Source organism: Desemzia sp. FAM 23990, from assembly GCF_045528485.1.
Taxonomy (GTDB): Bacteria; Bacillota; Bacilli; order Lactobacillales; family Carnobacteriaceae; genus Desemzia.
Map to the genome: position 1 here is coordinate 19841 of NZ_JBGQQW010000032.1, position 23112 is coordinate 42952.

Consider the following 23112-nt stretch of genomic DNA (forward strand, 5'->3'; position numbering starts at 1 on the left):
ACCTACTTGCTCTTCAACAATCGAGACAAATCGACCACTTCCTTCATCAATATGCGCATTTGGTCTTGATTTCCTTGTCGGGAAGCTTCTTTTATTTGTTGCTGTTTTTCTTTCAATTGATCGTGTAATTCAGATTTTCGTGTAATAACGTCTACACAATCAATGATTTCCTGATTACTCATTTCATCACTGACAGACATTAATTCCAGTTCTACTAACTGATTTTTTAATTCAGGTTCTTTGACGAAGTCCATAAAAGCTTCTACAGTTCCCTGGTTTTCTGTGTGTTCCTTAAAACTTTCATACAACACATATAACATTTGATACTCATCGTGCACGAAATGAAAGTCCTCAGCTGCGCTTTTTAATTGGACCCAGGCAGCTTCAAAATGAAGGAGCCGGTTCAACAATAATCGTTCTGCGCGCTCCACAGGCCCAATAATGCGTCTCTGCTTTTGGACTTGCGAAGGGATATTAGGCTGCCTTCTTGGCGGTGGGTCCTGTTGCTCCGATTGGGCGTGCTGCGATTTTTTGCTTTGATAAGTGTAGAAAGTTTGTTGAAACTGTTCTTTAAGTGTCTCCAGAGTGATATCGAATTCTTCAGCTAATTGTTTTAAATAGACTTCTCGCTCAATAGCTGAAGGAATCGTCAATAGTTCCTTTAACAACTTGTCTATATACCCTAAACGTTCGGTCTCATTATTCAAATTAAGAGAACGACGATAATACCGCATTTTAAAATTGAACAACGTGTCTCGCCCATGACGTATAAATTCCACAAAGGCTTCAGAACTTTTTTGCTTGATGTAATCATCCGGATCCAATCCCTCTGGAAAACTAATGATTTCCAAATCAAAATGAGTTTCTTCACTCAAGAGAACTGCCGCTCGTTTAGTAGCTTCTATTCCAGCGTTATCTCCATCATAAGCGATGATGATTTTATCCGTGATCCGATCCAACATATGGATCTGTTCATTGGTTAAACTGGTCCCCATTGTAGCGATGGCATTGGTGACTCCTGCTTGATAAGCAGAAATAACATCCATAAAACCTTCAAACAAAATCGCTTCTTTTTCTTTCCGAATCGTAGAACGGGCTCGCTTGTAATTGAACAATACTCTGCGCTTGTTGAATAAAGCTGTTTCAGGACTGTTTAAATATTTAGGTTCCGTAAAATGAGGATTTTCCGTAGCTTTAAAAAGCCTTCCTGAGAAAGCCACCACTTTCCCTTGCTGGTTTTCAACGGGAAATAAAATCCGATTGGAAAAACGGTCCATTTTGTCGCCATTCTCACGGGTGATAAATAATCCGGATTCTTCCAACTGTTGATCTGTATAATTTTTCCCTTTTAAATACTGCAATAATACCGTTCGTTCCTTTGGCAAAAAACCGATCTTAAAGGTTTCTATAGTCTCAGTGGTTAGACCACGTTCCAATAAATAGTTTAACGCTTCTTCACCTGCTGTAGTATTTAATAAAATATGATGAAATAATTCTGTACTCTCTTCATGCATTTGAATGAGTTGATCATTTTTTGAATCTCCAGCCGAATGATACTGACTTTGTTGTTGAAGCAATTCATCGTCTAGAGGAATATTGCTCAACTCAGCCGTTTTGACAACTGCTTCCGGGAAAGATAAGCCATCTACTTCCATTAAGAAAGAATAGACATTTCCTCCTCGCCCACAGCTAAAACAATGGAAAATCTGCTTTTCTTCTGTCACTGAAAATGAAGGTGTTCGTTCCTCATGAAATGGACAAAAGCCAAATAAGTTTTTTCCTTGCTTTTTTAATTGGACGTATTGACTGACCACATCAGTAATATTGGTTTTTTGCCGAATCTCATTGATCGTCTCTTCAGGAATTCTTACTGCCACATCATTCACCTCGATCCATTCAAGACATCTATTTGTCAAACAAACAGTAAAAGTATCTAAGAGTCGCACCCATAATTAAGTGCGACTCAATTTTTCATAGCTATTATTATACACAACAATACATTATGTATTGTAGCATGAAACCTGATAAAACTCAAATTGAACTACCAAAGTGTCTACAGAAAAAACACTTCGGGTAGTCCTTATGAGACAACTGTTTTGATTTGTGTTTATTTAGCCTAACTGATTCTACTGAATGTGAGAGATTTTTTTAGAAACGTTGGTTCTTTTTTCCAATCCGAGCCAAATTACTTGAGCAATGGAAAAGTCGATCATACTATGCACGACAGTCCCTACCCCTACCAGCAGCAATACTGAAGTCATAAACCCTTGAGCATAGTAACCGCCTGTCATTCCCCCTGAAAAGTAAAACAAGGATACGACAGCGATTTCGCTTACGGCATGGATGATTCCAATCAAGAAAGAAAATAAGAAAGATTGCCCCTTTTCCTGAATCAATGAGAGCCTTTTTTTCAGCATTTGCGATCCAATAGCCACGAATATCACATGTGTCAGGGCTCTTAAAGTAACCACAATCGGAAACCCTCCTAAAAAGAATCCTGCTGTGGTCCCAAGCGCCACTGCAACAGCTACACTAGGTGAAATAAACATCGCAATAAAAATCGGGACGTGACTAGCTAATGTGAATGAAGCTGGTTCTAAAATCAGTTTTAAAGGACTGATCATGGGAATAAGAATCCCGATAGCAATTAAAATAGCAGATAATGTCAATTGATAAATATTTTTTCTTGTTTTCATGTGTATACTCCTCATACAACTTTTTTACATGTGTCTTGACACCTGTAAGGTAATTATATAAGTTATGATTGAAATGTCAATACTAAATCACCCGCGGTATACAATATTCAATTCTTGTAACAAGCGCTTGATGCTCTCAAAGGTTTCTCGGTCTTCACAAGCGATGGTATGCAAATGAATGCCATTCGTTAGATCAGAAAGCAATCCTGTTTCGGTTTCCGACATGCGTCTCATAAAACGGTCTGCATCTTTCCGTGAAGCGATATTTAATCTCCCAGCCAATTCGCCATAAATCGGATGCTCAACGATCACATCCAATAATTCTCCCCCATTGTCCACTACTGTATACAATTCATCTTGTGTCTGGTCCACTGTATGTTGGCAGGCTATTTTCCCTATAAATTGTTTATGGGGATTCTGTGACCTGGCTGCCGAGTCGAGCAAATATCCTCTCGGTGTTGCAATAATGTCCACACCCGCAGCACGTAATAAAGACACATCTCCTACAACCACTTGTCTGCTGACACCAAATTGTTTAGCCAACTTGGAAGCACTAAAAGGAGTATGCTCTTTTTTTAATGTTGCAATGATTGATTCTCTTCGTTGACTAGCATCCATATTATCCGCCCTTTGTTCATTTTAAATTGATACTTCCATTATACAAAAAGAACTCCCTAAATCACAATGGGAGTTCGCATCTTTTATTTTCTAAACACCAATCTATGAAGAAAATTGAGCGTCATACAATTTCTTGTAGGCGCCATTTAATCTCATCAATTCGTCATGGTCTCCTTGTTCTGCAATGCCCTCTTCATTCACTACCACAATGCGAGTAGCATTTTTAATAGTTGCCAGTCGGTGTGCAATAATCAAAGTTGTTCGTCCTTTAGCTAATGACTCCAGTGAATCTTGAATCACTTGCTCTGTTTCCGTATCTAATGCAGAAGTCGCTTCATCAAGGATCAAAATAGGCGGATTTTTTAAAAACATTCGCGCTATCGACAACCGTTGCTTTTGTCCTCCTGAAAGTTTGACTCCGCGCTCTCCCACTATACTGTCTAAGCCTTCTGGCATACTATCTACGGCTTTTTCCAAATGAGCTAATTGAACAGCCTGTTGTATTTCTTCTTCTGTCGCATCTAGTTTCCCATAACGGATATTTTCACGAATCGTTCCTGGAAATAAGAATACGTCTTGCTGAACGACACCGATTTGATCGCGTAAAGATTGGAGTGTCACTTCTTGGATATCGTAACCATCGATGGTGATTTTACCGGAATCAATTTCGTAAAAACGAGGCAGGAGATTACAGATCGTTGTCTTTCCTGCTCCACTTGGACCAACAAAAGCTACTGTCTCACCCGCTTGGATCGACAAGTCGATTGCCTCTAAAACAGGTGCATTCCCTTCATAACTAAAAGTCACATCTTTATATTCAATATTACCCGTTAAGCCAGACGTTTCAACAGCAGTAGGCTTGTCGTGGATCTCTGGTTCCAGATCCAGTTCTTCAGCAAAACGCTTGAATCCAGCGATACCTTTAGGGTAGCTTTCTATCATCGTATTGACTTTTTCAATGGGACGCACAAATACATTAGCCAATAAAATAAATCCGATAAAATCTCCGTAACTGATTTCTCCTTGGATTGTATAATAAGCTCCAAAAAACAAAGCAAACAAACTGATCAATCGAATCAATAAATAATTGTAGGAGTGGCTGATTCCCAGCATTTTAAAAAATAACAGCTTCGATTGTCGGTAAGCCTGGTTCAATCCTTCAAAGCGTTTGCTTTCATATTCTTCATTTGCAAAAGCTTGAACGACACGGATTCCTCCAACAGCTGCCTCAATACCGGCACTAAAATCTCCCATATTCTTGTAAATACGTGTATTGACTTTTGTCATTTTTTTATTGAAAAAGGCTAATGCAATAGCGATAAATGGCACTAAAATAAATGTGGCGATTGCTAGATCCGTATGTATCTGCATCATCATGTAAAAAGCACCCGATAAGGTAAAGATCGTGATAAAAATATCTTCCGGACCATGGTGAGCTACTTCAGCAATCTCAAATAGATCCGAAGTCAATCGAGTGATCAGCTGACCGGTCTCTCGGTTGTCGAAATAACGAAAAGATTGCCGTTGCAAATGAGAATACAGATCTCTGCGCATATCTGTTTCAATGTTCGTTCCTAATTTATGGCCATAATAAGTGACCACATACTGCAATAATGTTGTAATGACATATAAAAGCAGTAAACCAATGGACGAGGCAACGATCAGACGCCAATTTTCAGAAGGCAATAATGTATCGGTCACTTCACTGACTACTAATGGAAAAGCCAATTCCAATACGGCGACTACTACAGCTGAACTAAAATCCAGTGTAAACAATTTTTTGTATGGTCGATAATAATTAAAAAAGCGTTTTAGCATGTTTTCCCCCTAATGTATCCCCTATTTCTATCCCTTTTTTTCAATGAATTCTTTCAAAATCACTACATGGTTGTATGTTTCATTTTTTGCAGCATACACTAACGTTACCGGCTGGTGACGAAGTAAATCGTGAACTTTTTGAATAAATTCTGGTGCCTGAGGATTCTCCTCTAGTTCTTGAAGGTATCGCATTTTGAAAGGCTCAAATTTGTCAGGATCATGACCAAAAGCTTTTCTGGCTTCAGTCGTGGGGGTGATTTCTTTGCACCATTCATCGATATCGGCGTCTGCTTTTTTTACCCCCCTCGGCCAAATGCGATCCACTAAAATACGGTAACCGTCATCAGGAGCTGACTTTTCATAAACCCGTTTCATTTTTAATTCTTCCATCAAAAGAACCCCCCTTCTCACTATGCTGTGTAAAAGCTTGTTTCATTTAAAAAAGAACTCCACTAAGAAAGAAGATCCCTAATGGAGTAACAATGAAACATTATTTTATCACGAGTTTATCTAAGCTGGCAAAAGATAACGTGAAGTCCGCTATTCGGTGAAGAATAGACAAACGGTTGTCTCTAACCTCTGCATCTTCTGCCATGACCATGTTTTCATCAAAGAAAGCATTGATGATCGGTGCTAAGTCAGCTAACGCTGTGTATTTTTCTGCGATCGTCAACTCGGCATAACGGTCTTTAAGCAATAGAACATTGTCATACAAGTTCTTTTCAGAAGTTGTTTCAAAACGTTCCGGTTTAATGACAGCCTCTGCATTGGCTTTGCTGGCTAAATTCAATGCTCTGGAGATTGCTTCAATTGTTGGTTTGAAATCTTTTTTCGCACTTTCGCTCGCTAAAACTTGAGCTGTTTCAATAATTTGAATGATGTCATCTTGAGTAGAATCCAATGCCGCATCAATGACATCATGGCTCAATTGAAGACCGTTCAACAATTGACGCACTCTTCCTTTGATAAAAGCAAGTGCTTCTGTATCCGTTTTTTTGAATCCTTCTAACAGCAATGAAGTGCTTTCTTCTAATTGAGTTAAAATCGTGTTCCAAATCGTACGAACAGGGAACGTCCATTGTTTATCTACCACAATACGAATCATCCCGTAAGCTTGTCTTCTTAAACCAAATGGATCATTTGAACCTGTTGGAATAACTCCAGCAGCAAACAAACTCATCACACTATCTAATTTATCCGCAATAGCCAATACTGCCCCAATGTTGCTGACAGGCAATTCTCCTTCACTAGAAATCGGTTGGTAATGTTCACGGATTGCTTGGGCAACTGCTGCGTTTTCGCCAAACAACACCGCATATTTCTCACCCATAATTCCTTGCAATTCAGGGAACTCATCTACCATATTGGTCACTAAATCAAATTTATAGATAGCCGCTGCTCTATTTAAATCCGTCAATTCTTGTTCAGTTAACCCAACTTGCTTACCAATAACTTCTGCAAATAATCCTACACGCTGCATTTTGCTGAACATAGATCCTATTTTTTCATGGAACGTAACAGATTTCAATTTTTCTAAACAGCTAGCGATCGACAATTTTTTATCTTCCTCAAAGAAGAAATTAGCGTCATCCAAACGTGCGACTAATACTTTTTCATTTCCTTTAGCCACGTTCTCAATGTGATCGGCATTTCCGTTGCGAACAGAAATGAAATAAGGCATCAAGTTGTTTTCTGCATCCAACACATAAAAATAGCGTTGGTGATCTTTCATAGAAGTGATCAGCACTTCATTTGGTAAAGATAAGTAAGTTTCGTCAAATGTTCCATAAAAAGCTGTCGGGTATTCGACAATATTGGTTACTTCTTCCAAAAGGTCCTCATCCATCGGAACAGTCCAATGGTGTTCAACTGCTAATTGATTAATTTGTTCAACAATCAGCGCACTTCTTTCATCATTGTTTGCAATGACAAATTCTTTTTTAAGTGCATCTTCATAATCTAATGCATCTTTAAATTCCACATCGGTTCCTAAGAAGCGGTGACCACGGCTGGTGTTCGATGTTTCGATATCCAACACTTTAAACGGAATCACTTGATCATCTGCTAAAGCAGCGATCCAATGAATCGGGCGGATGTATTTTAATGAATAGTCTGCCCAGTGCATACTGACCGGGAATGTCATAGCTGTGATGACTTCTGATAAATGCACCAAAATGTCCATAGCTGCTTTTCCAGGAATAAATTTATCCACGTGCACGTATTCGATACCTTTGATTTCTTTTAAATAAATGTCATCTGTTGTCAGGCCTTGTCCTCGAACGAATCCTTGTGCAGCTTTGGACCAATCTCCGTTTTCATCTAAAGCGATTTTTTTTGCCGGTCCTTTAGCGGTTACTTCTTCGTCTTCTTGCTTTTCAACAACTTCATGTATCAATACAGCTAAGCGACGTGGAGTAGCATATGACTTGACTTCACCAAAAGCTAAACGATTTTCAGTCAAGAATTTTTCGATTCGTTGCATCAATTGGATGCGACTTTGAGTGATTACATTTGCGGGCATTTCTTCTAGTCCGATTTCAAGCAATACATTATGACTCATATTATTCAGCCTCCTCCAATTGAATTTCTTCATTCTTTAATAATGGGAATCCTAGTTTTTCGCGTTCATTTACAAAAGCTTTTGCGATTGCTCGTGCCATATTACGAATGCGCGCTAAGTAGCCGGCTCTTTCGGTAACCGATACTGCTCCTCTAGCATCCAGCAAATTGAAGGCGTGGCTGCATTTTAGAACGTAATCGTATGCTGGATGAACCAAACCTGCTTCAATTTGTTTTTTGGCTTCTTTTTCATACTCATCAAAGAAATTCAATAGCATTTCTTGGTTGCTATGATTGAAAGCATATTGAGAATGTTCGTATTCTGGTTGAATAAAGATCTCTCCATATTTTACACCTGTTGTCCATTCGATATCGTATACACTATCCACTTCTTGGATGTAAGAAGCAAGGCGTTCTAAACCATAAGTAATCTCACTGGTGACAGGTTTACATTCCAAACCGCCTACTTGTTGGAAATAAGTGAACTGAGTGATTTCCATTCCGTCTAACCATACTTCCCATCCTAAACCGGCACACCCCATAGAAGGATTTTCCCAGTTGTCTTCTACAAAACGGATATCGTGTTCTAACGGATTAATGCCTAATAATTTCAAACTTTCCAAATACAATTCTTGGATGTTTTCAGGTGACGGCTTCATCACAACTTGGAATTGATGGTGTTGGAATAAACGGTTAGGGTTTTCTCCGTAACGGCCATCAGCTGGTCTTCTTGAAGGTTCTACATAAGCTGCATTCCATGGTTCTGGTCCTATTGCGCGTAAAAAAGTATACGGGCTCATCGTTCCGGCACCTTTTTCTGTATCATACGCTTGCATTAACATACAGCCTTGATCAGACCAATATTTTTGCAGTGTTAAAATGATTTCTTGAAAGGTTAAACTGTCTTTTTTCATCTGTTTCCACTCCTCATTTTTGTCTTGAAATAGAAAAAAGCCCCTATGCTCAACGACTTGGTTAAGCATAGGGACGATTATATATTAACCGCGGTTCCACCCTAATTCTAGCATCGTTTAAACCGCTACTAGCATCTTTGTTGGTTTCAGCTCCAGATGCCCTTTCAAAATTCACTCTTTATTTGGCTCACACTATCCCAAATTCGCTTAGATAAGAGATTCAAATTTTTACTTTTTCCTTCATCGCTGTTTCTTCAATTCTTTATTATAATAGCCTCTTTTTAGAGAGGTTGTCAATCTTTTCTATCATTTTTTTCAGGATTGCGCGAGTCTTTGAGCACAGTGCTCCAACTCCCCATTTTTTGGATAAAGCTTTTGCTTTTCAGCTTGAGTCCTACTGAATCATCATAGATTTGATCAATTAAAAATTGAACTTCTTTTTTTGTTTCTTCTTTTACACTGATATTGCCGATTTGGTCTAATGAAATCCTTGAAAATAAACGAATAAAGTAGATGCTTCGTTGACTTGCATGGTACCGATGCTGGTCCATATGCCAATGTTGCTGACACAACAATCCCCCATAATTCAACGAATAATCAAATGGACCATCTGTATTGCCGCACACTCTGCAGCCTCTTAATTCAGGTGCTACCCCAAAATAAGGCAGCAACTGAATCTCAAAAATATTCATAATGATTTCCGGGTCTGACCCTTCATCTATTTCTCTCAAACTAGCTGATAGCTTGTGGTATAACGTACCATCCGGTTTCCTGTCTTCTAAAGCTACATCAACCAAACTCAATAAATAAGTTGCATACGCGTTCAAGAAAATATCCGTTTGCATACTTTTGTATTGTTCTTGATCTTTGGCATCATTTAGAAAGCATAAACCAGTATCTCGAACATCACCAATATAAGTGGCTTTTGTAAAAGGGAGAATGGCAGTTTTCATTTTACTATTTCGCTTGCCTGTCCCTCTGCTAAAAAACATCAATTTACCGAAACGATCGGTAAATAGTTTAACTAAGTGATCTGTTTCGCGATGTTTTTTGACAGATAGCACAATGCCTTCAAATTCTTCAATTTGAGACAACTTCTCCACTCCTTTTTAACTGAATTTTAGAATCTTTCATCTTATAACATGGGTAGAAAGTTTAGGCTCATAAATGAGAATTCTTAACCACTATTTTCTAGAAAATTTCAGAATCATTTTTTTACCAACGTTATAAAATAGACATCTATTTTTAGTAATCTTCAGAACGATACCCAAAGTCTTGCAAGTTGGTTTGACGGTCACGCCAATCTTTTTGAACTTTGACCCATAAGTCTAGATAAATTTTATCTCCCAGCAATATTTCAATATCTTTTCTAGCTCGAATCCCGATATCTTTCAGCATTTTACCGCCTTTTCCGATAATGATTCCTTTTTGAGTAGAACGTTCCACGATGATTGCTGCGTGAACTTGAACTTTATCGGTTTCGCTGCGCTCGATCTTTTCCACGACAACAGCTACTGAATGCGGTACTTCTTCACGAGTCAATTGCAAGACTTTTTCACGAATCAATTCTGAAATGATAAAGTACTCAGGGTGATCCGTCACTTGATCTTCAGGATAAAATTGAGGTCCTTCAGGCAAGTAGCTGGTCACTTCTTTCAACAAAGTCGGAACATTGTTTCCTTCTTTAGCAGAGATTGGCACGATTTCAGCGTAATCCATTGTTGTTCTGTAATCTTCAATGATCGTTAATAATTTATCTGGGTGAACTTCATCGATTTTATTGATGACTAAAAAGACAGGCGTTTTGCTCTCTTGCAATTTATCAATGATGAAGTTATCTCCTGGGCCGCGTTTTTCTGTCGCATTGACCATAAACAAAATGACCTCTACACCTTTAAAAGAACTCAAGGCTGAATCAACCATGAAGTCACCTAAGCGATGTCTTGGCTTATGAATCCCAGGGGTATCGATAAAAATAATTTGTTCTTCTTTAGTGGTATAGATCCCTTGGATTTTATTTCTTGTCGTTTGCGCTTTATCACTCATAATCGCAATTTTTTGACCTACTACTTGATTTAAAAATGTTGATTTCCCTACATTTGGGCGTCCTACAATAGATACAAACCCTGATTTATAATTTTTCTTAACCATATTAAACCATATCCTCCGATCGAAATGCTCCAGGCAGAAGCTCTTTAACTGTTGTTGCTAATTGTTTGCCTTTTTTATTGGTCAGCAATACCGGCATATCTGGTTCACAAAATTCTGCCATCACTTGACGACAGGCCCCACATGGCGAAATTGGTCCATCAGTGTCTCCAGTTACTACTAAATAATCAAACTCTTTTTTTCCTTCTGAAACAGCTTTAAAGATAGCTGTTCGTTCAGCACAATTGGCTAATCCATAAGAGGCATTCTCAATATTGCAGCCTGAAAAAAATTCTCCATCTTTTGTGACAAGTGCAGCCCCTACTGGAAAGTTTGAATAAGGTACGTAGGCACGATCTAACATGGCTGTTGCATTATCGATTAAAGTTTCTACAACTGTATCGTTTGGTTTCATTTAATTTTATCTCCTTGGGAATAAGTATTTTCAACACATCTGTTCACTCTATTAAAAGAACCAGCTCAGTATCTTGGGCAACAAAATATAGCTACCAACAACAACTGAAAATAAAGAAGTCACTAGTACTGCTGACGCCGCCATGTCTTTAGCTTTTTTTGCAATGGGATGATATTGATGATCGGTAACTAAGTCTACCACATTTTCAATCACTGTATTCCATATTTCCATGACAAAAACTAAAAAGACACATAAAAACATCCAAAGCCATTCTGCTGATGAAAGTTTACAAAACAGACTAAATAAAAGAACTAAAAAACCCAATGTTACATGCGTCCGCATGTTCCGTTCTTCTCGAAATACAGTTACGACTCCCATAAAAGCATATTTAAAAGAATCAAGGTATCTTCGGTTTTTTGTACTTTTTTTATTCTCGTCCAAGACCATACTCCTCTAAAATTTGTTTTTGCAGTCCAAACATTTCTTTTTCATCTTCTTCATTCATATGGTCATACCCATTTAAATGTAAAAAACCATGTAACGCTAGGAAGCCTAACTCTCTTTGGAATGAATGGCCATATTCAACAGCTTGTTCCTTCGTTCGATCAATGGAAATAATAATGTCTCCAATGTTTTTAGGAATCATTCCTTCAAAATCTCCTAAAAAGAATTCCGGTTCGTCATCTACTTCGTCTTCCAATGCAAAGCTGATGACATCTGTAGGTTGATCTTTATCTCGGTATTCACGATTGATCTCTTGTATCCGGGGGTTCGTGACGAACGTAACAGACACTTCTGTATTGTCCGGTAATGCAAGTTTTTTTGCAGCAAATTCTAAAATCGTACTGACCAACTCTTTATGTTCTTCTTCAACGGTATTGGTTTCATCAAATAAATCTAATTCCATAGAATAACCACCACTCCTTTAAAATGTTTATTGGACCTTATTTTGTTGGTTCTGTTTTAGGGTATTCGATCCTGCTATGGAAGGTCCCCACTAGATTGTCTACTAAAGCCGCTTCAACGATCCTTAGTTCTTTCATTGTAATGTCACATTCATCAAATTGTCCATCTTTTATTCGATCCACGATCAATTCATGAACAAATTCTTCGATTGACTGTTTAGTTGGTCTGGACATGGAACGACAGGCTGCTTCTGCACTATCTGCAATATTGATCACGGCTGCTTCTTTTGTTTGAGGTTTAGGACCTGGATACCTAAAGTCGCTTTCGTTGACCTCACTGTTTTCCTTTTTAGCCTGAGCGTAAAAATATTTCATTAAAGTCGTCCCATGATGCTGCGCACAAATATCAATAATGGACTGTGGCAGTTTGGCCTCTTTCAATATTTTGATTCCTTCAGAAACATGCCCAAAAATGATTTCCTTGCTTTCGTAAGGTGTCAACAAGTTGTGTGGATTGTCCATCCCACTTGGCAGATTCTCCACAAAAAACAACGGATGCGTCAACTTCCCTACATCATGGTAATAGGAAGCTACTCGAGCAAATAGAGAATCTCCTCCTATAGCACTGACAGCATTTGAGCTGAGATTGGCCACCATCAAACTATGGTGATAAGTTCCAGGCGTCTTCGTCAGCAACAATTTCAACAATGGTTGATTCGGATTGGATAATTCTGTCAGTGTCAAAACAGCATTATCTGTATAATAGACGTCAATGTAAGGAATCAAGATCGTTGCTAATGCATATGCCAGTACGCCGCTTAATACAGAATACGTCACCATCAGTAAGGTCTGCAGGGTAAAGATAGGCTGGTTAAGGTAAAAAATCATGGACAACATCACTATACCATTTCCAACAATCATTGACCAAAGTAAGTTCCCCTCTATTCTTTGTTCTTTTCCTTGTCTTATCAAAGCTCCAAACAATCCACTCAATACGTAGATCAGAGCGATGACCAATGCAGTAGTGGTTCCTCTGTAACCCGTGTAAATAAAAATCGAAAAGGCGGGTAAAAAGGTATTTGCTAAATAGCCGAATCTAGGGGACAAAAAGGCATTTATCAGTAGAGGTGCTAATGCTGCCGGGTATAGAAAGGCGATATTGTTGATACCGGCTAATTGCAACAGCTGCAATCCTTTCATGATCGCTACACTGGCGATAATCACCAAGCTATATAGTACTAATACCTTAGAAAAATCTTGAGAGGCAAGGGATTCTATTTTGCTGATTACATAGATTCCTAATAATTGGGCTATCAATAGCACCAGCAAGCTGTAAAGCATATGGTATGAAGGTTCATCATCCAGCATGCCTAATAGTTCCAATTGGTGCATGTCTGCACTGTCTACTACATGACCTTCTTGAACAATCACTTGTCCTTGCAAAATCATAACCGGCTGAACATTTCTGACTGCTTCTTGACGAGCTTGTTCGGTAGCTTGCTCATTATAAATATTATTTTCTATAATTGCATGTTCTAATATCAAATTAGCAATTCTTTGGTATGTATTATCTAATTCCACGTATTGAAGACTATCCTGCGCATCTTCTATCACTTGGTTCATCTCTTCCAAACGAATCGGTGCAGCCATTTTATCAGAAACAACTGTTGTCAAAGAGTCATTTAATGTCTTCAACGTACCCGCCGGAGCCTCTAACAATGAAGTAATCGCCCATTGCGGCAATGCTGAGATGAATTCTTGCGTTTCTTGTTCTAAATTGTTTGTTTTATTTTCAAACAAAGCGTATTTTTCTTCTGCAGTTAGCGGTTCTACAGTTGGAGTATTTGGTGTCTCCCCATCTGTATCTTCAGGATTAGCAGCTTGGAAGCTTTCCACTTCTTGAGTATACATTTTGTTGGCTTCTTTTTGCACTTCTTCAATCGTCACAAATAGAATCTGTACTTTTGACAATTGGACTTTTTGTATTTCTGAATTAAAACTGTAGACCGGTGCTACATTATCTTCTGCAACCTTCTGATTGGCTTCTGTTTGTGCAGTATCTTCTACTGTTGCATTTGCTCGAATGGTATTATCGGCTACTTGGTACAACTGGATATCCAATATGGCCGGTTGAATACCGCTATACATCAATAGAAATAAAATAGAGGAAAATAACAGCATGATTAAAGGCACAAAAAACTTCCCTACTTTTTTTCGCAGTGCAGTGAACGCTCTCATCATGTGTATTCTCCTCCAGTTGTGGTTATTTCTTGTTGTCTTGATTTAATAAAGATTCATTTTTCTCTTCACTGTATGCCGCTATAATGCTTGCAACCACAGGATGGCGTACGACATCTGAAGCATCAAAGTAAGAAAAATGGATGCCTTTAACGGATTTCAAAACTCTTTCAGCATGTACTAAACCGCTCATCGTTCCTCGCGGCAAATCTATTTGCGTTACATCGCCGTTGACAATCATTTTTGACCCAAAACCTAAACGGGTCAGGAACATTTTCATTTGCGGGACAGTTGTATTTTGTGCTTCATCTAAAATGACAAAAGCATCATCCAGCGTTCTCCCTCTCATATAAGCTAAAGGAGCAATTTCGATGACTCCACGTTCCATCAAACGAGCAGTATGTTCCGATCCAAAAATGCTGTACATAGCATCATAGATGGGCCTCAAATAAGGGTCAACTTTTTCTTTTAAATCTCCAGGTAAGAATCCTAGACTTTCACCGGCTTCTACAGCAGGACGACTGATAATGATGCGTTTGACTTCCCCTTTTTTCAAAGCAGACACTGCCATCACGACAGCTAGATACGTTTTACCAGTACCAGCCGGTCCGACACCGAAAACTACATCATTTTTTTGAATGGAATGAACGTATTGACGCTGACCAAATGTTTTTACACGAATCGGTTTTCCACCTTGGTCTTTTCCGATTTCTTCTTCATACATACTAATAAATTTTGATAAATTGCCTCGATTTGCCATTTTTATTGCCGTAACAATATCAGGTTGTCCAATTTGGATACCCGTTTTTAATAATTCTTGCAGCTGAATAAAGATTTCGCTGACTAAGTCGACATTTTCTTTAGATCCACTAATTTCTAATTTGTCTCCACGACTATGGATCACCACATCCATCGCATCTTCAATCAACGTTAAATGCTTATCTTGGTTGCCAAATAAATTAACGGCACTATCAGGATTTTTTAGTTCTAATACGCGGGTTTCATTTGTAAGTTCAGACAATCAGCAGACACTTCCTTTTTTTATTTATACAAATCATAGCATATTTCACGAGTAAAAAGAACCTGCACTCACATAAGTAGGGAATAAAAAAATGCTTCAAAACTTTTTTTTAGTTAAACTTGAAAACTAGAAAGGGGATTTTTTGGATTTAAAATGAGCTACGATCAAATAAAGCGTGGAAGCTACCAGACCAAAGCTCCCAGCATACAGTAAAAACCTGCCTAAAGGGTAGTTCACTGCATATTCTTTTTGTGCTCTAAGCAATTCCTCATCTCCCATAAGGTGAAAATCTTGAATAGGAATCAGAATGGCCCACAAAAAATAGCCGAAAATAATGGCTATTATGGACAGGATTAAACAAGCCAGCATCAGTTTCTTTTTATCTACTTTCATTAATGATCCTTCCTTCTTAGTTTTAAAGTTGTCACTCACATTCTATACTAAATTAGCGCTTACGCAAAGTTAAGAAAAGTTCATCATTTCGCGAGAGATTCCGCAGTCAATTACAGAATAAATAAAAAAGATGATTCGAATTTTCATTCGACATCATCTTTTTTTTTGAAATCATTCACATGAAACAGTAACCTAAGAAAGTTGTTGTTTCACAATTCGATTGATATCATTTCCATCAGCTTTGCCTTTTACTTTTGGCATGACGGCACCCATTACTTTACCAAAATCTTTTGCTGATGTTGCATTTACAGAAGCAATAACTTCTTGAACAACAGACTGAAGTTCTTCTTCAGTTAACTGTTTAGGCATATATTCTGCAACGATCGCAATTTCATTTTCCAGAGGATCCACCAAATCTTGTCGATCTGCCTTCTTGAACTCTGTTAATGAATCACGTCTTTGTTTCATTTCACGAGAAAGAACGGCTAATTCGTCTTCTTTGCTCAATTCAGTGCCTTTTTTGATTTGTTCGTTTTGTAATGAAGATTTTATCATGCGCAATACAGAAAGTTTATGTTTGTCTTTAGCTTTCATGGCTGTTTTAATATCATCATTAATAGTAGTTAATAGAGTCATGCTTCTTCAACCTCAATTCTAAAAACTTCCAAGATTAATGCTTGCGTTTTCTAGCTGCTTCGGATTTTTTCTTACGCTTCACGCTAGGTTTTTCATAAAATTCCCGTTTGCGAGCCTCTTGCATTGTACCTGTTTTAGAAACGGTACGTTTGAAGCGACGAAGAGCATCATCAAGAGATTCATTGTTCTTAACGACTGTTTTTGACATATTCAATTACCCCCCTCCGTGCTATTTAAGTAACCGTTATTTCTTATGCATAAATTGCATAATTAAAAAACTGTCCTTCTATATTATATCGAATCGTTAAAGCCACGTCAATATGACTTTGCTGTTATTCAAAAAAATATGCGTTTTTTCTTTTAGACGATAAAACCCGTTCTTTCCAAGGGCCTCTGCCTAACTTGCAGGTAATAGACACTCCTCGCATGTCCCGAAAATTTCAAAACGGTGAGAGGTTATTTGGCACCCATTTAATTGATCTTCAAAAAAGTTCATGGGACACATTTCAATTTTTTTCGTTTTTCCGCATACAGTACAGATAAAATGATGGTGATGACCAGAATGGGAGCAATTCAATCGAAATAGCTTTTCTCCGTTTAATTCAGTTTCTTCCACAATATCTAGTTCAACAAAAGTATACAAATTGCGGTAAATCGTATCGTAGCTGATATTTGGATACTTGACTTTCAAAAACTGCTGCACTTCCTTGGCAGTGATATAACGATTTTCTTGATTAAAATAACTCAAGATATTTTCTCTCTTATCGGTATATTTATATCCATGATCTTTCAATATTCCAATAGCATTTTCCACTTCGTTCACAGGAATCTAGCCTCCTTTAAAACGGACTCGTTTCGATTTATAGTATACCACGACAACGTGGTAAATCAAGTTCTTTATGATACCTCTCTCGTAAAATAAACAGAAGAAGTCTGTTCAGCCTATAATTTTACTCTTTAATCCGTTATACTAAAAGGGTATACAGAAAATGACTGGATTGCAACCACTATTTTTAAACACTCGGGAATAGTTTGACAAATGAAACAGCTATTTCACACTTTTTAACTATTCTTTCCGTTTGATCGTCCCAAATACATTGTTAAAGGAGAAAACAGTTATGGAAATTAATCACCCGGTAGACATCTACATTGTATCAGATTCAGTAGGAGGGACTGCCAACTCAATAGGCAAAGCAGCGATGGCGCAATTTCCATCCGCCGATATCAAATTACATGGCTACCCTTTTATTCGTGGGGAAGATACGTTGATTTCTATATTAGAAAAAGCTCAACGTCAAAATGCTATGGTTCTTCATACCTTAGTTTCCGATAACTTGAGCCAAATCGCTCAAGAATATTGTTCAAAAAATGCGATTTTTTGTGTAGATCTGTTAAGTCCAGTTATTCGAGAAATCCAAAATCGTTCTGGCATCCAGCCTTTGCATAAGCCAGGTGCGTTGCATGAAATGGACCAAACTTATTTCGATCGTATCAAAGCGATTGAATTTGCAGTAACGTATGATGATGGAAGAGATCCTAAAGGTTTCTTAGAAGCTGATATTGTTTTACTAGGTATCTCAAGAACTTCGAAAACACCTTTGAGCATGTTTTTAGCTAACTTAAACTACAAAGTCGCTAATTTGCCATTGGTACCAGAATCTCATATACCTGAACAACTGTGGCAAGTAGATCCTAAGAAAATTGTCGGTTTGACCAATAATTTGGACATGATCAATTCTATCCGTAAAGAGCGTATGATCGCTTATGGATTAAATCCAGATACTCCTTACTCCAATAAAGAACGAATCGAAAAAGAGTTGGCATTTTCCAATAATTTATATGAAAAATTAGGTTGCTTAGTGATCAATGTTGAAAAAAGATCCATCGAAGAAACAGCAGCTATCATTGTCAGTACCTTGCAATTAGACAAGAAGAAACAGAGTCACATTCAAGAATACGATTAAACAAAACAACTCGAGAAAAACTCACAGCACGAAGCTGAAGATCGTTTCTCGAGTTGTTTTTTATGGTTTAAAAAGCTGCACCATTCAAAATATCTTCTAATAGATCAGGATTAAATGTTTGTTCATTAAACATTTTTATTTCATGACCGTAAGGAGCTTTTTTATTTTTCTTGTCTTCTCCTACAAATGGAGTTTCCAATATTTTAGGCAGATCTGTTAATTGAGGGTGATGAACGATTTTGTTCAAAGCTTCGAAACCAATCGTTCCAAAACCAATATTGGCATGACGGTCTTTATGACTGCCCATTGGATTTTTCGAATCATTGACATGCACCACTTTTAAGCGATCTAGTCCAATGATTTTGTCAAATTCATTCAGCACCCCGTCAAAATCTTCTTTTACATTATACCCTGCATCATTGGTATGACACGTATCAAAAGTAACCGATAATTTGTCATTCAAGGTTACACCATCAATGATTTGAGCTATCTCATCAAATGAACGACCGATTTCGGTCCCCTTTCCAGCCATCGTTTCTAACGCTATTTGAGCTTTTTGATCCGCATGCAGAACTTCATTTAATCCTTTAATGATTTGTTGGATAGCTGCATCTGCACCAGCCCCAACATGTGCACCCGGGTGCATCGTAATTTGTCTAGCTCCTAGGGCTTCTGCTCGCTCAATCTCTGCTCTTAAAAATTCCACGCCAAAACTGAAATTTTCTGGTTTAATCGTGTTTCCTAAATTAATGATATAAGGTGCATGAACCACAATATCAGATAGTCCATTTTCCGCGATGAATGCTTCGCCTGCTGGGATATTCATTTCTTCTAAAGCTTTACGACGCGTATTTTGAGGAGCTCCTGTATAAATCATAAACGTAGAAGCTTTATAACTTGCAGCTTCTTGAGCTGCTCCTAATAACATTTCTTTGCCTTTCATTGAAACGTGTGAGCCGATCAAAACCATTTTTTTATTCTCCTGACTTTCTAATCTCTTATTTTCTTTATAGAGGACAGTGGAGAGAAGAATAGTGCTCGCTGCTTATTCTTCTGCTGCTGCTTCCTCATCTGATTCGATTTTTGTCGTTTGAATCGATAATTCTTCCAATTGCTTACCGCTCACTAAACTTGGAGCTTGAGCCATTGGATCAACTGCACTTCCGTTTTTAGGGAAAGCAATAACTTCGCGAATATTGTCTTCGCCCGCCAACAACATTGCAAAACGGTCTAATCCTAATGCAATACCACCATGTGGTGGGAAACCATATTCAAGAGCGTTCAACAAGAAACCAAATTGTTCTTCTGCTTCTTCTTGTGTAAAACCAAGCGTTTTGAACATTTTTTCTTGAATGTCACGTTTATGGATACGGATTGAACCGCCTCCTAATTCATAACCATTCAATACAATATCGTACGCTCGAGCTTTTACTTTAGCAGGTTCGTTTTCTAAGAATTCTAATGTACTTTCTTCAGGCATCGTAAATGGATGGTGCACTGCAGTATAACGGCTTCCTTCTTCATCAAATTCTACTAATGGCCAGTCAACAACCCATAAGAATGCAAATTCATCTTGTGGAATCAAGTCTAATTCTTTTCCTAATTTCACACGCAACGCACCTAAAGCATCATAAACTACAGCAGCTTTGTCCGCTACAAACAACAGTAAGTCTCCAGGTTCTGCTTGAGTGCGTTCAATCAAAGCATCAGCATCGTCTGTAAAGAATTTTGCAATCGGTCCTTTAAGTCCATCTTCGTCAACTTTCAGCCAAGCCAATCCTTTAGCACCATAAATGCCTACAAATTCGCCTAAAGCATCAATGTCTTTACGTGAATAATTGGCTGCAGCACCTTTTACATTCAAGGCTTTTACCATTCCGCCATTGCTTACAGCTCCACTGAATACTTTGAAGCTGGAGTCTTTTACAATATCATTCAAATCAATCAATTCCATCGCAAAACGAATATCTGGTTTGTCGCTACCATAACGGTTCATGGCGTCATCATAAGACATCCGTGGGAATGGTAAAGCAACTTCGATTCCTTTAGTTTCTTTCAATACTTTTGCCAGCATATTTTCTGTAAATTCTTGAATTTCTTCAGGTTCCAAGAAGCTGGTTTCAATATCGATTTGAGAGAATTCAGGTTGGCGGTCTCCGCGCAAATCTTCATCTCTAAAACAACGAACGATTTGGTAATAACGGTCAAATCCAGCACCCATCAACAATTGTTTAAACAATTGCGGGGATTGCGGAAGAGCATAAAAATGTCCCGCATGCACACGTGAAGGCACTAAATAGTCTCGGGCACCTTCTGGAGTAGACTTCGTCAAGTACGGTGTCTCAATGTCAATAAATTCTTGATTGTCTAAAAAGTTCCGTACCGATCTCGTGATGTTGTGGCGTAAAAGCAGGTTTTTCGTCATTTCAGGACGACGTAAGTCTAAATAACGATATTCCATACGCTTTTCATCTGAAACAGAAACGCCATCTTCAATATAAAAAGGGGTTGTTTTTGCTTCATTCAATACATTTACTTGGCGTGCTTCGATTTCAACATCACCAGTTGCGATTTTGTTGTTCTGCATGCCTTCAGCACGTTTTACAACTGTACCGGTTATTTCAAGAACGTATTCATTTCTAACAGACTCTGCTATTTCTAAGGCTTCTTTAGAGAATTTAGGGTTAAATACTATTTGAACAATTCCTTCACGGTCACGCAAATCGATAAAAATCAAGTCACCTAAATCTCTACGTTTTTGTACCCATCCTTTTAGCACAATCTCTTGTCCAACTAAGTCTTCAGTGACTTGGCCACAATATACTGTTCGTTTAGCCATTTTAAATCAACCCTTCTCTTTTATCTTCATTTTTCGTTCCGATTAATCTTCTTTTTTGAAAAACTCATTAAAAGCTGTCATATCGGCAACTTTTACATTAAACAATTTTTCAAAATCACCATCGTAGATTTCTTCTAATTCCACTACGGATTCTTTTCCGCTCTTCATGACTTTAAAGTTGATCGTACCATTTTCCAATTCATTTTCCCCAAGCGTCAAGACTACTTTCGCGTTTTTCTTGTTGGCAGTTTTAAATTGATTTTTGATTTTGCGATTCAAAAAGTCGCGATCAGCAGATAAACCGGCTGAACGAACCGCTTGAACAACTTTTAAGGTTTCTAAGTTAGTGGATTCGCCAATACCGATGACGTACACGTCTAACGCTTCTTCTTCCGCCAACTCAATATCCTCAGCGTTTAAAATAAGCAACAAACGTTCCATACCGATAGCGAAGCCAAAGCCTGGAGTAGCTGGTCCACCTACTTCTTCGACTAATCCATCATAACGTCCGCCTGCACAAATGGTTGTCAACGAACCAAATGTTTCAGCTTCTGTCATCACTTCAAAAATCGTGTGGTTGTAATAATCCAACCCGCGAACCATATTGCTGTCGATTTCATAAGGAATATCTAAAGCTTCCAGCATTTCTTTTACTGCTTCAAAATGTTCTTTAGAAGTATCGTTCAAATAATCTAAAATAGAAGGCGCATTTGCTACGATAGCTTGATCTTTTTTGTCTTTGCTGTCCAATACGCGCAAAGGGTTTTTGTGCAGTCTGTTTTTTGAGTCTTCACTCAATTCTTCAACATGTGGTTCCAAATAAGCAATCAACGCTTCACGGTAAGCCAAACGACTTTCCAGATCTCCCAATGAATTGATCACAAGTTTTAAACTTTCTAATCCTAATTCTTGAAACAGATCCATTGCTAAAGCAATTGTTTCAACATCTGTTGCCGGATTGTCGCTTCCAAACGCTTCGACCCCAAATTGATGAAATTGACGCATACGGCCGCTTTGAGGGCGCTCATAACGAAACATCGGTCCTTGGTAATAAACTTTGTATGGTTTAGCATGCTCTGGCCCAAACAATTTATTTTCGACAAATGCTCTGGCAATAGGAGCAGTTCCTTCAGGACGTAAAGCTAATTCCCTACCGCCCTTATCTTGAAAATTGTACATTTCTTTGGAAACGATGTCGCTGGTTTCACCAACACCTCTTGAAAACAGGTCATAACTTTCAAAAATCGGTGTTCGAATTTCTTCAAATTGATAGTCTGCTAAAACAGCTCTAAAAATATCTTCTACGTATTGCCATTGTTTTGTATTTTCCGGCAACAAATCAGCTGTGCCTTTTGGTTTTTGAAATGCCATTATATGTGTCTCTCCTTCTTATCTACCCTTTTATCAAAAAAAAAATCGTCCTTACTCTGCTTGTGCAGAATAAGGACGATTGAACATGTCAACGTGGTACCACCTTGTTTTGAAAGCCATCAGCTTTCCTCAACGATTAACGCTCGTAACGCAGCAGCTTTTCACTACTGTCCCTCCAGAGTGTCTTTCGTTTTATCTCGCGCAGAATTTTTTTCAGCCCATGAAAATTCTCTCTTGATACGCTAATAAAGTTACTTCCTCTATCATTGGGGTCAGATATTTTGTATTAGTTAAAGATTACTAGAAAGACAACAGATTGTCAAGACACATTCTTATTTGTTTGTGTCAAGTTTTTCTCGAGCGTCCTATTACTCCGCTAGTTTAGGCACTCTATTTTTGTACACTTGTCAGCTACCGCACGGCTCCGCCGCTTGCTGGCCCATCTTTTGGAAGAACGTTCCTAAAACCAGGAACCTTCTCCCAAAAGACAGGAATTAACGAAAACTTTTGATTAATTGTCCTATTGCCGATGAATGAGAGGCATATAATGGAATCGTCCCATTCTTTGCACCAACTG

At 38.2% G+C, this 23112-nt stretch carries 22 protein-coding genes; 1 reads left to right on the plus strand and 21 read right to left on the minus strand.

Going from position 1 to position 23112, the window contains the following annotated elements; genetic code table 11:
• Positions 1-2: 2 nt before the first annotated feature.
• The 18 genes from dnaG to ACEN4I_RS11975 all read right to left on the minus strand — a co-directional run bounded on the left by dnaG (position 3) and on the right by ACEN4I_RS11975 (position 17184).
• Positions 3-1877: a DNA primase gene (gene dnaG / locus ACEN4I_RS11890; protein WP_407103128.1), complete on the minus strand. Its 1875-nt coding sequence runs from the start codon at positions 1875-1877 to the stop codon at positions 3-5.
• 249 nt (positions 1878-2126) lie between these two features.
• On the minus strand, positions 2127-2696 hold the full coding sequence (locus ACEN4I_RS11895; protein ID WP_407096784.1) for a hypothetical protein: 570 nt from the start codon (positions 2694-2696) through the stop codon (positions 2127-2129).
• A gap of 87 nt (positions 2697-2783) precedes the next feature.
• Positions 2784-3314, minus strand: a complete 531-nt coding sequence (locus tag ACEN4I_RS11900) for a transcription repressor NadR (protein ID WP_407096783.1) — start codon at positions 3312-3314, stop codon at positions 2784-2786.
• 102 nt (positions 3315-3416) lie between these two features.
• Positions 3417-5132 (minus strand): ABC transporter ATP-binding protein, encoded by a 1716-nt coding sequence (locus tag ACEN4I_RS11905; RefSeq protein ID WP_407103127.1) that lies wholly within the window; start codon positions 5130-5132, stop codon positions 3417-3419.
• A 27-nt stretch (positions 5133-5159) separates the two neighbouring features.
• The gene (locus tag ACEN4I_RS11910) at positions 5160-5522 is read right to left on the minus strand and encodes a DUF488 domain-containing protein (protein ID WP_407103126.1); all 363 of its coding nucleotides are present in this window, start codon (positions 5520-5522) and stop codon (positions 5160-5162) included.
• A gap of 100 nt (positions 5523-5622) precedes the next feature.
• Positions 5623-7692, minus strand: coding sequence for a glycine--tRNA ligase subunit beta (glyS, locus tag ACEN4I_RS11915; RefSeq protein ID WP_407103125.1), 2070 nt, complete (start codon positions 7690-7692; stop codon positions 5623-5625).
• Position 7693: 1 nt separating this feature from the next.
• Positions 7694-8605: a glycine--tRNA ligase subunit alpha gene (glyQ, locus tag ACEN4I_RS11920; protein WP_407103124.1), complete on the minus strand. Its 912-nt coding sequence runs from the start codon at positions 8603-8605 to the stop codon at positions 7694-7696.
• Positions 8606-8898: 293 nt separating this feature from the next.
• Positions 8899-9699: a DNA repair protein RecO gene (recO, locus tag ACEN4I_RS11925; protein ID WP_407096778.1), complete on the minus strand. Its 801-nt coding sequence runs from the start codon at positions 9697-9699 to the stop codon at positions 8899-8901.
• A 151-nt stretch (positions 9700-9850) separates the two neighbouring features.
• On the minus strand, positions 9851-10756 hold the full coding sequence (gene era / locus ACEN4I_RS11930; RefSeq protein ID WP_407096777.1) for a GTPase Era: 906 nt from the start codon (positions 10754-10756) through the stop codon (positions 9851-9853).
• Position 10757: 1 nt separating this feature from the next.
• On the minus strand, positions 10758-11168 hold the full coding sequence (locus tag ACEN4I_RS11935; RefSeq protein ID WP_407096776.1) for a cytidine deaminase: 411 nt from the start codon (positions 11166-11168) through the stop codon (positions 10758-10760).
• Between the two features lie 51 nt (positions 11169-11219).
• The gene (locus ACEN4I_RS11940; protein WP_407103123.1) at positions 11220-11615 is read right to left on the minus strand and encodes a diacylglycerol kinase family protein; all 396 of its coding nucleotides are present in this window, start codon (positions 11613-11615) and stop codon (positions 11220-11222) included.
• Positions 11596-12075 carry an rRNA maturation RNase YbeY gene (ybeY, locus tag ACEN4I_RS11945; protein WP_407096774.1) on the minus strand — a complete coding sequence of 160 codons (480 nt, stop codon included), beginning with the start codon at positions 12073-12075 and terminating at the stop codon, positions 11596-11598. Before ybeY ends, ACEN4I_RS11940 begins: the two co-directional genes overlap by 20 nt.
• 37 nt (positions 12076-12112) lie before the next feature.
• The gene (locus ACEN4I_RS11950; RefSeq protein ID WP_407103122.1) at positions 12113-14314 is read right to left on the minus strand and encodes an HD family phosphohydrolase; all 2202 of its coding nucleotides are present in this window, start codon (positions 14312-14314) and stop codon (positions 12113-12115) included.
• 22 nt (positions 14315-14336) lie between these two features.
• On the minus strand, positions 14337-15332 hold the full coding sequence (locus ACEN4I_RS11955; protein WP_407096772.1) for a PhoH family protein: 996 nt from the start codon (positions 15330-15332) through the stop codon (positions 14337-14339).
• 126 nt (positions 15333-15458) lie between these two features.
• Positions 15459-15725: a hypothetical protein gene (locus tag ACEN4I_RS11960; RefSeq protein ID WP_407103121.1), complete on the minus strand. Its 267-nt coding sequence runs from the start codon at positions 15723-15725 to the stop codon at positions 15459-15461.
• 192 nt (positions 15726-15917) lie between these two features.
• Positions 15918-16361: a GatB/YqeY domain-containing protein gene (locus ACEN4I_RS11965; protein ID WP_407103120.1), complete on the minus strand. Its 444-nt coding sequence runs from the start codon at positions 16359-16361 to the stop codon at positions 15918-15920.
• A gap of 34 nt (positions 16362-16395) precedes the next feature.
• The gene (gene rpsU, locus ACEN4I_RS11970) at positions 16396-16569 is read right to left on the minus strand and encodes a 30S ribosomal protein S21 (protein ID WP_204210937.1); all 174 of its coding nucleotides are present in this window, start codon (positions 16567-16569) and stop codon (positions 16396-16398) included.
• 189 nt (positions 16570-16758) lie between these two features.
• Positions 16759-17184, minus strand: coding sequence for a Fur family transcriptional regulator (locus ACEN4I_RS11975; RefSeq protein ID WP_407103119.1), 426 nt, complete (start codon positions 17182-17184; stop codon positions 16759-16761).
• Positions 17185-17479: 295 nt separating this feature from the next.
• Here ACEN4I_RS11975 and ACEN4I_RS11980 point away from each other — a divergent pair, with 295 nt between their 5' ends.
• Positions 17480-18325, plus strand: a complete 846-nt coding sequence (locus ACEN4I_RS11980; RefSeq protein ID WP_407103118.1) for a pyruvate, water dikinase regulatory protein — start codon at positions 17480-17482, stop codon at positions 18323-18325.
• Between the two features lie 67 nt (positions 18326-18392).
• Here ACEN4I_RS11980 and ACEN4I_RS11985 read toward each other — a convergent pair whose 3' ends face one another.
• The 3 genes from ACEN4I_RS11985 to hisS form a co-directional block, all read right to left on the minus strand.
• A complete protein-coding gene (locus ACEN4I_RS11985) occupies positions 18393-19295 on the minus strand; it encodes a deoxyribonuclease IV (protein ID WP_407096767.1) in 903 nt (300 codons plus the stop codon).
• A 75-nt stretch (positions 19296-19370) separates the two neighbouring features.
• Positions 19371-21164 carry an aspartate--tRNA ligase gene (aspS, locus tag ACEN4I_RS11990; protein WP_407096766.1) on the minus strand — a complete coding sequence of 598 codons (1794 nt, stop codon included), beginning with the start codon at positions 21162-21164 and terminating at the stop codon, positions 19371-19373.
• A 42-nt stretch (positions 21165-21206) separates the two neighbouring features.
• Positions 21207-22535 (minus strand): histidine--tRNA ligase, encoded by a 1329-nt coding sequence (gene hisS, locus ACEN4I_RS11995; protein ID WP_407096765.1) that lies wholly within the window; start codon positions 22533-22535, stop codon positions 21207-21209.
• Positions 22536-23112: the final 577 nt, after the last annotated feature.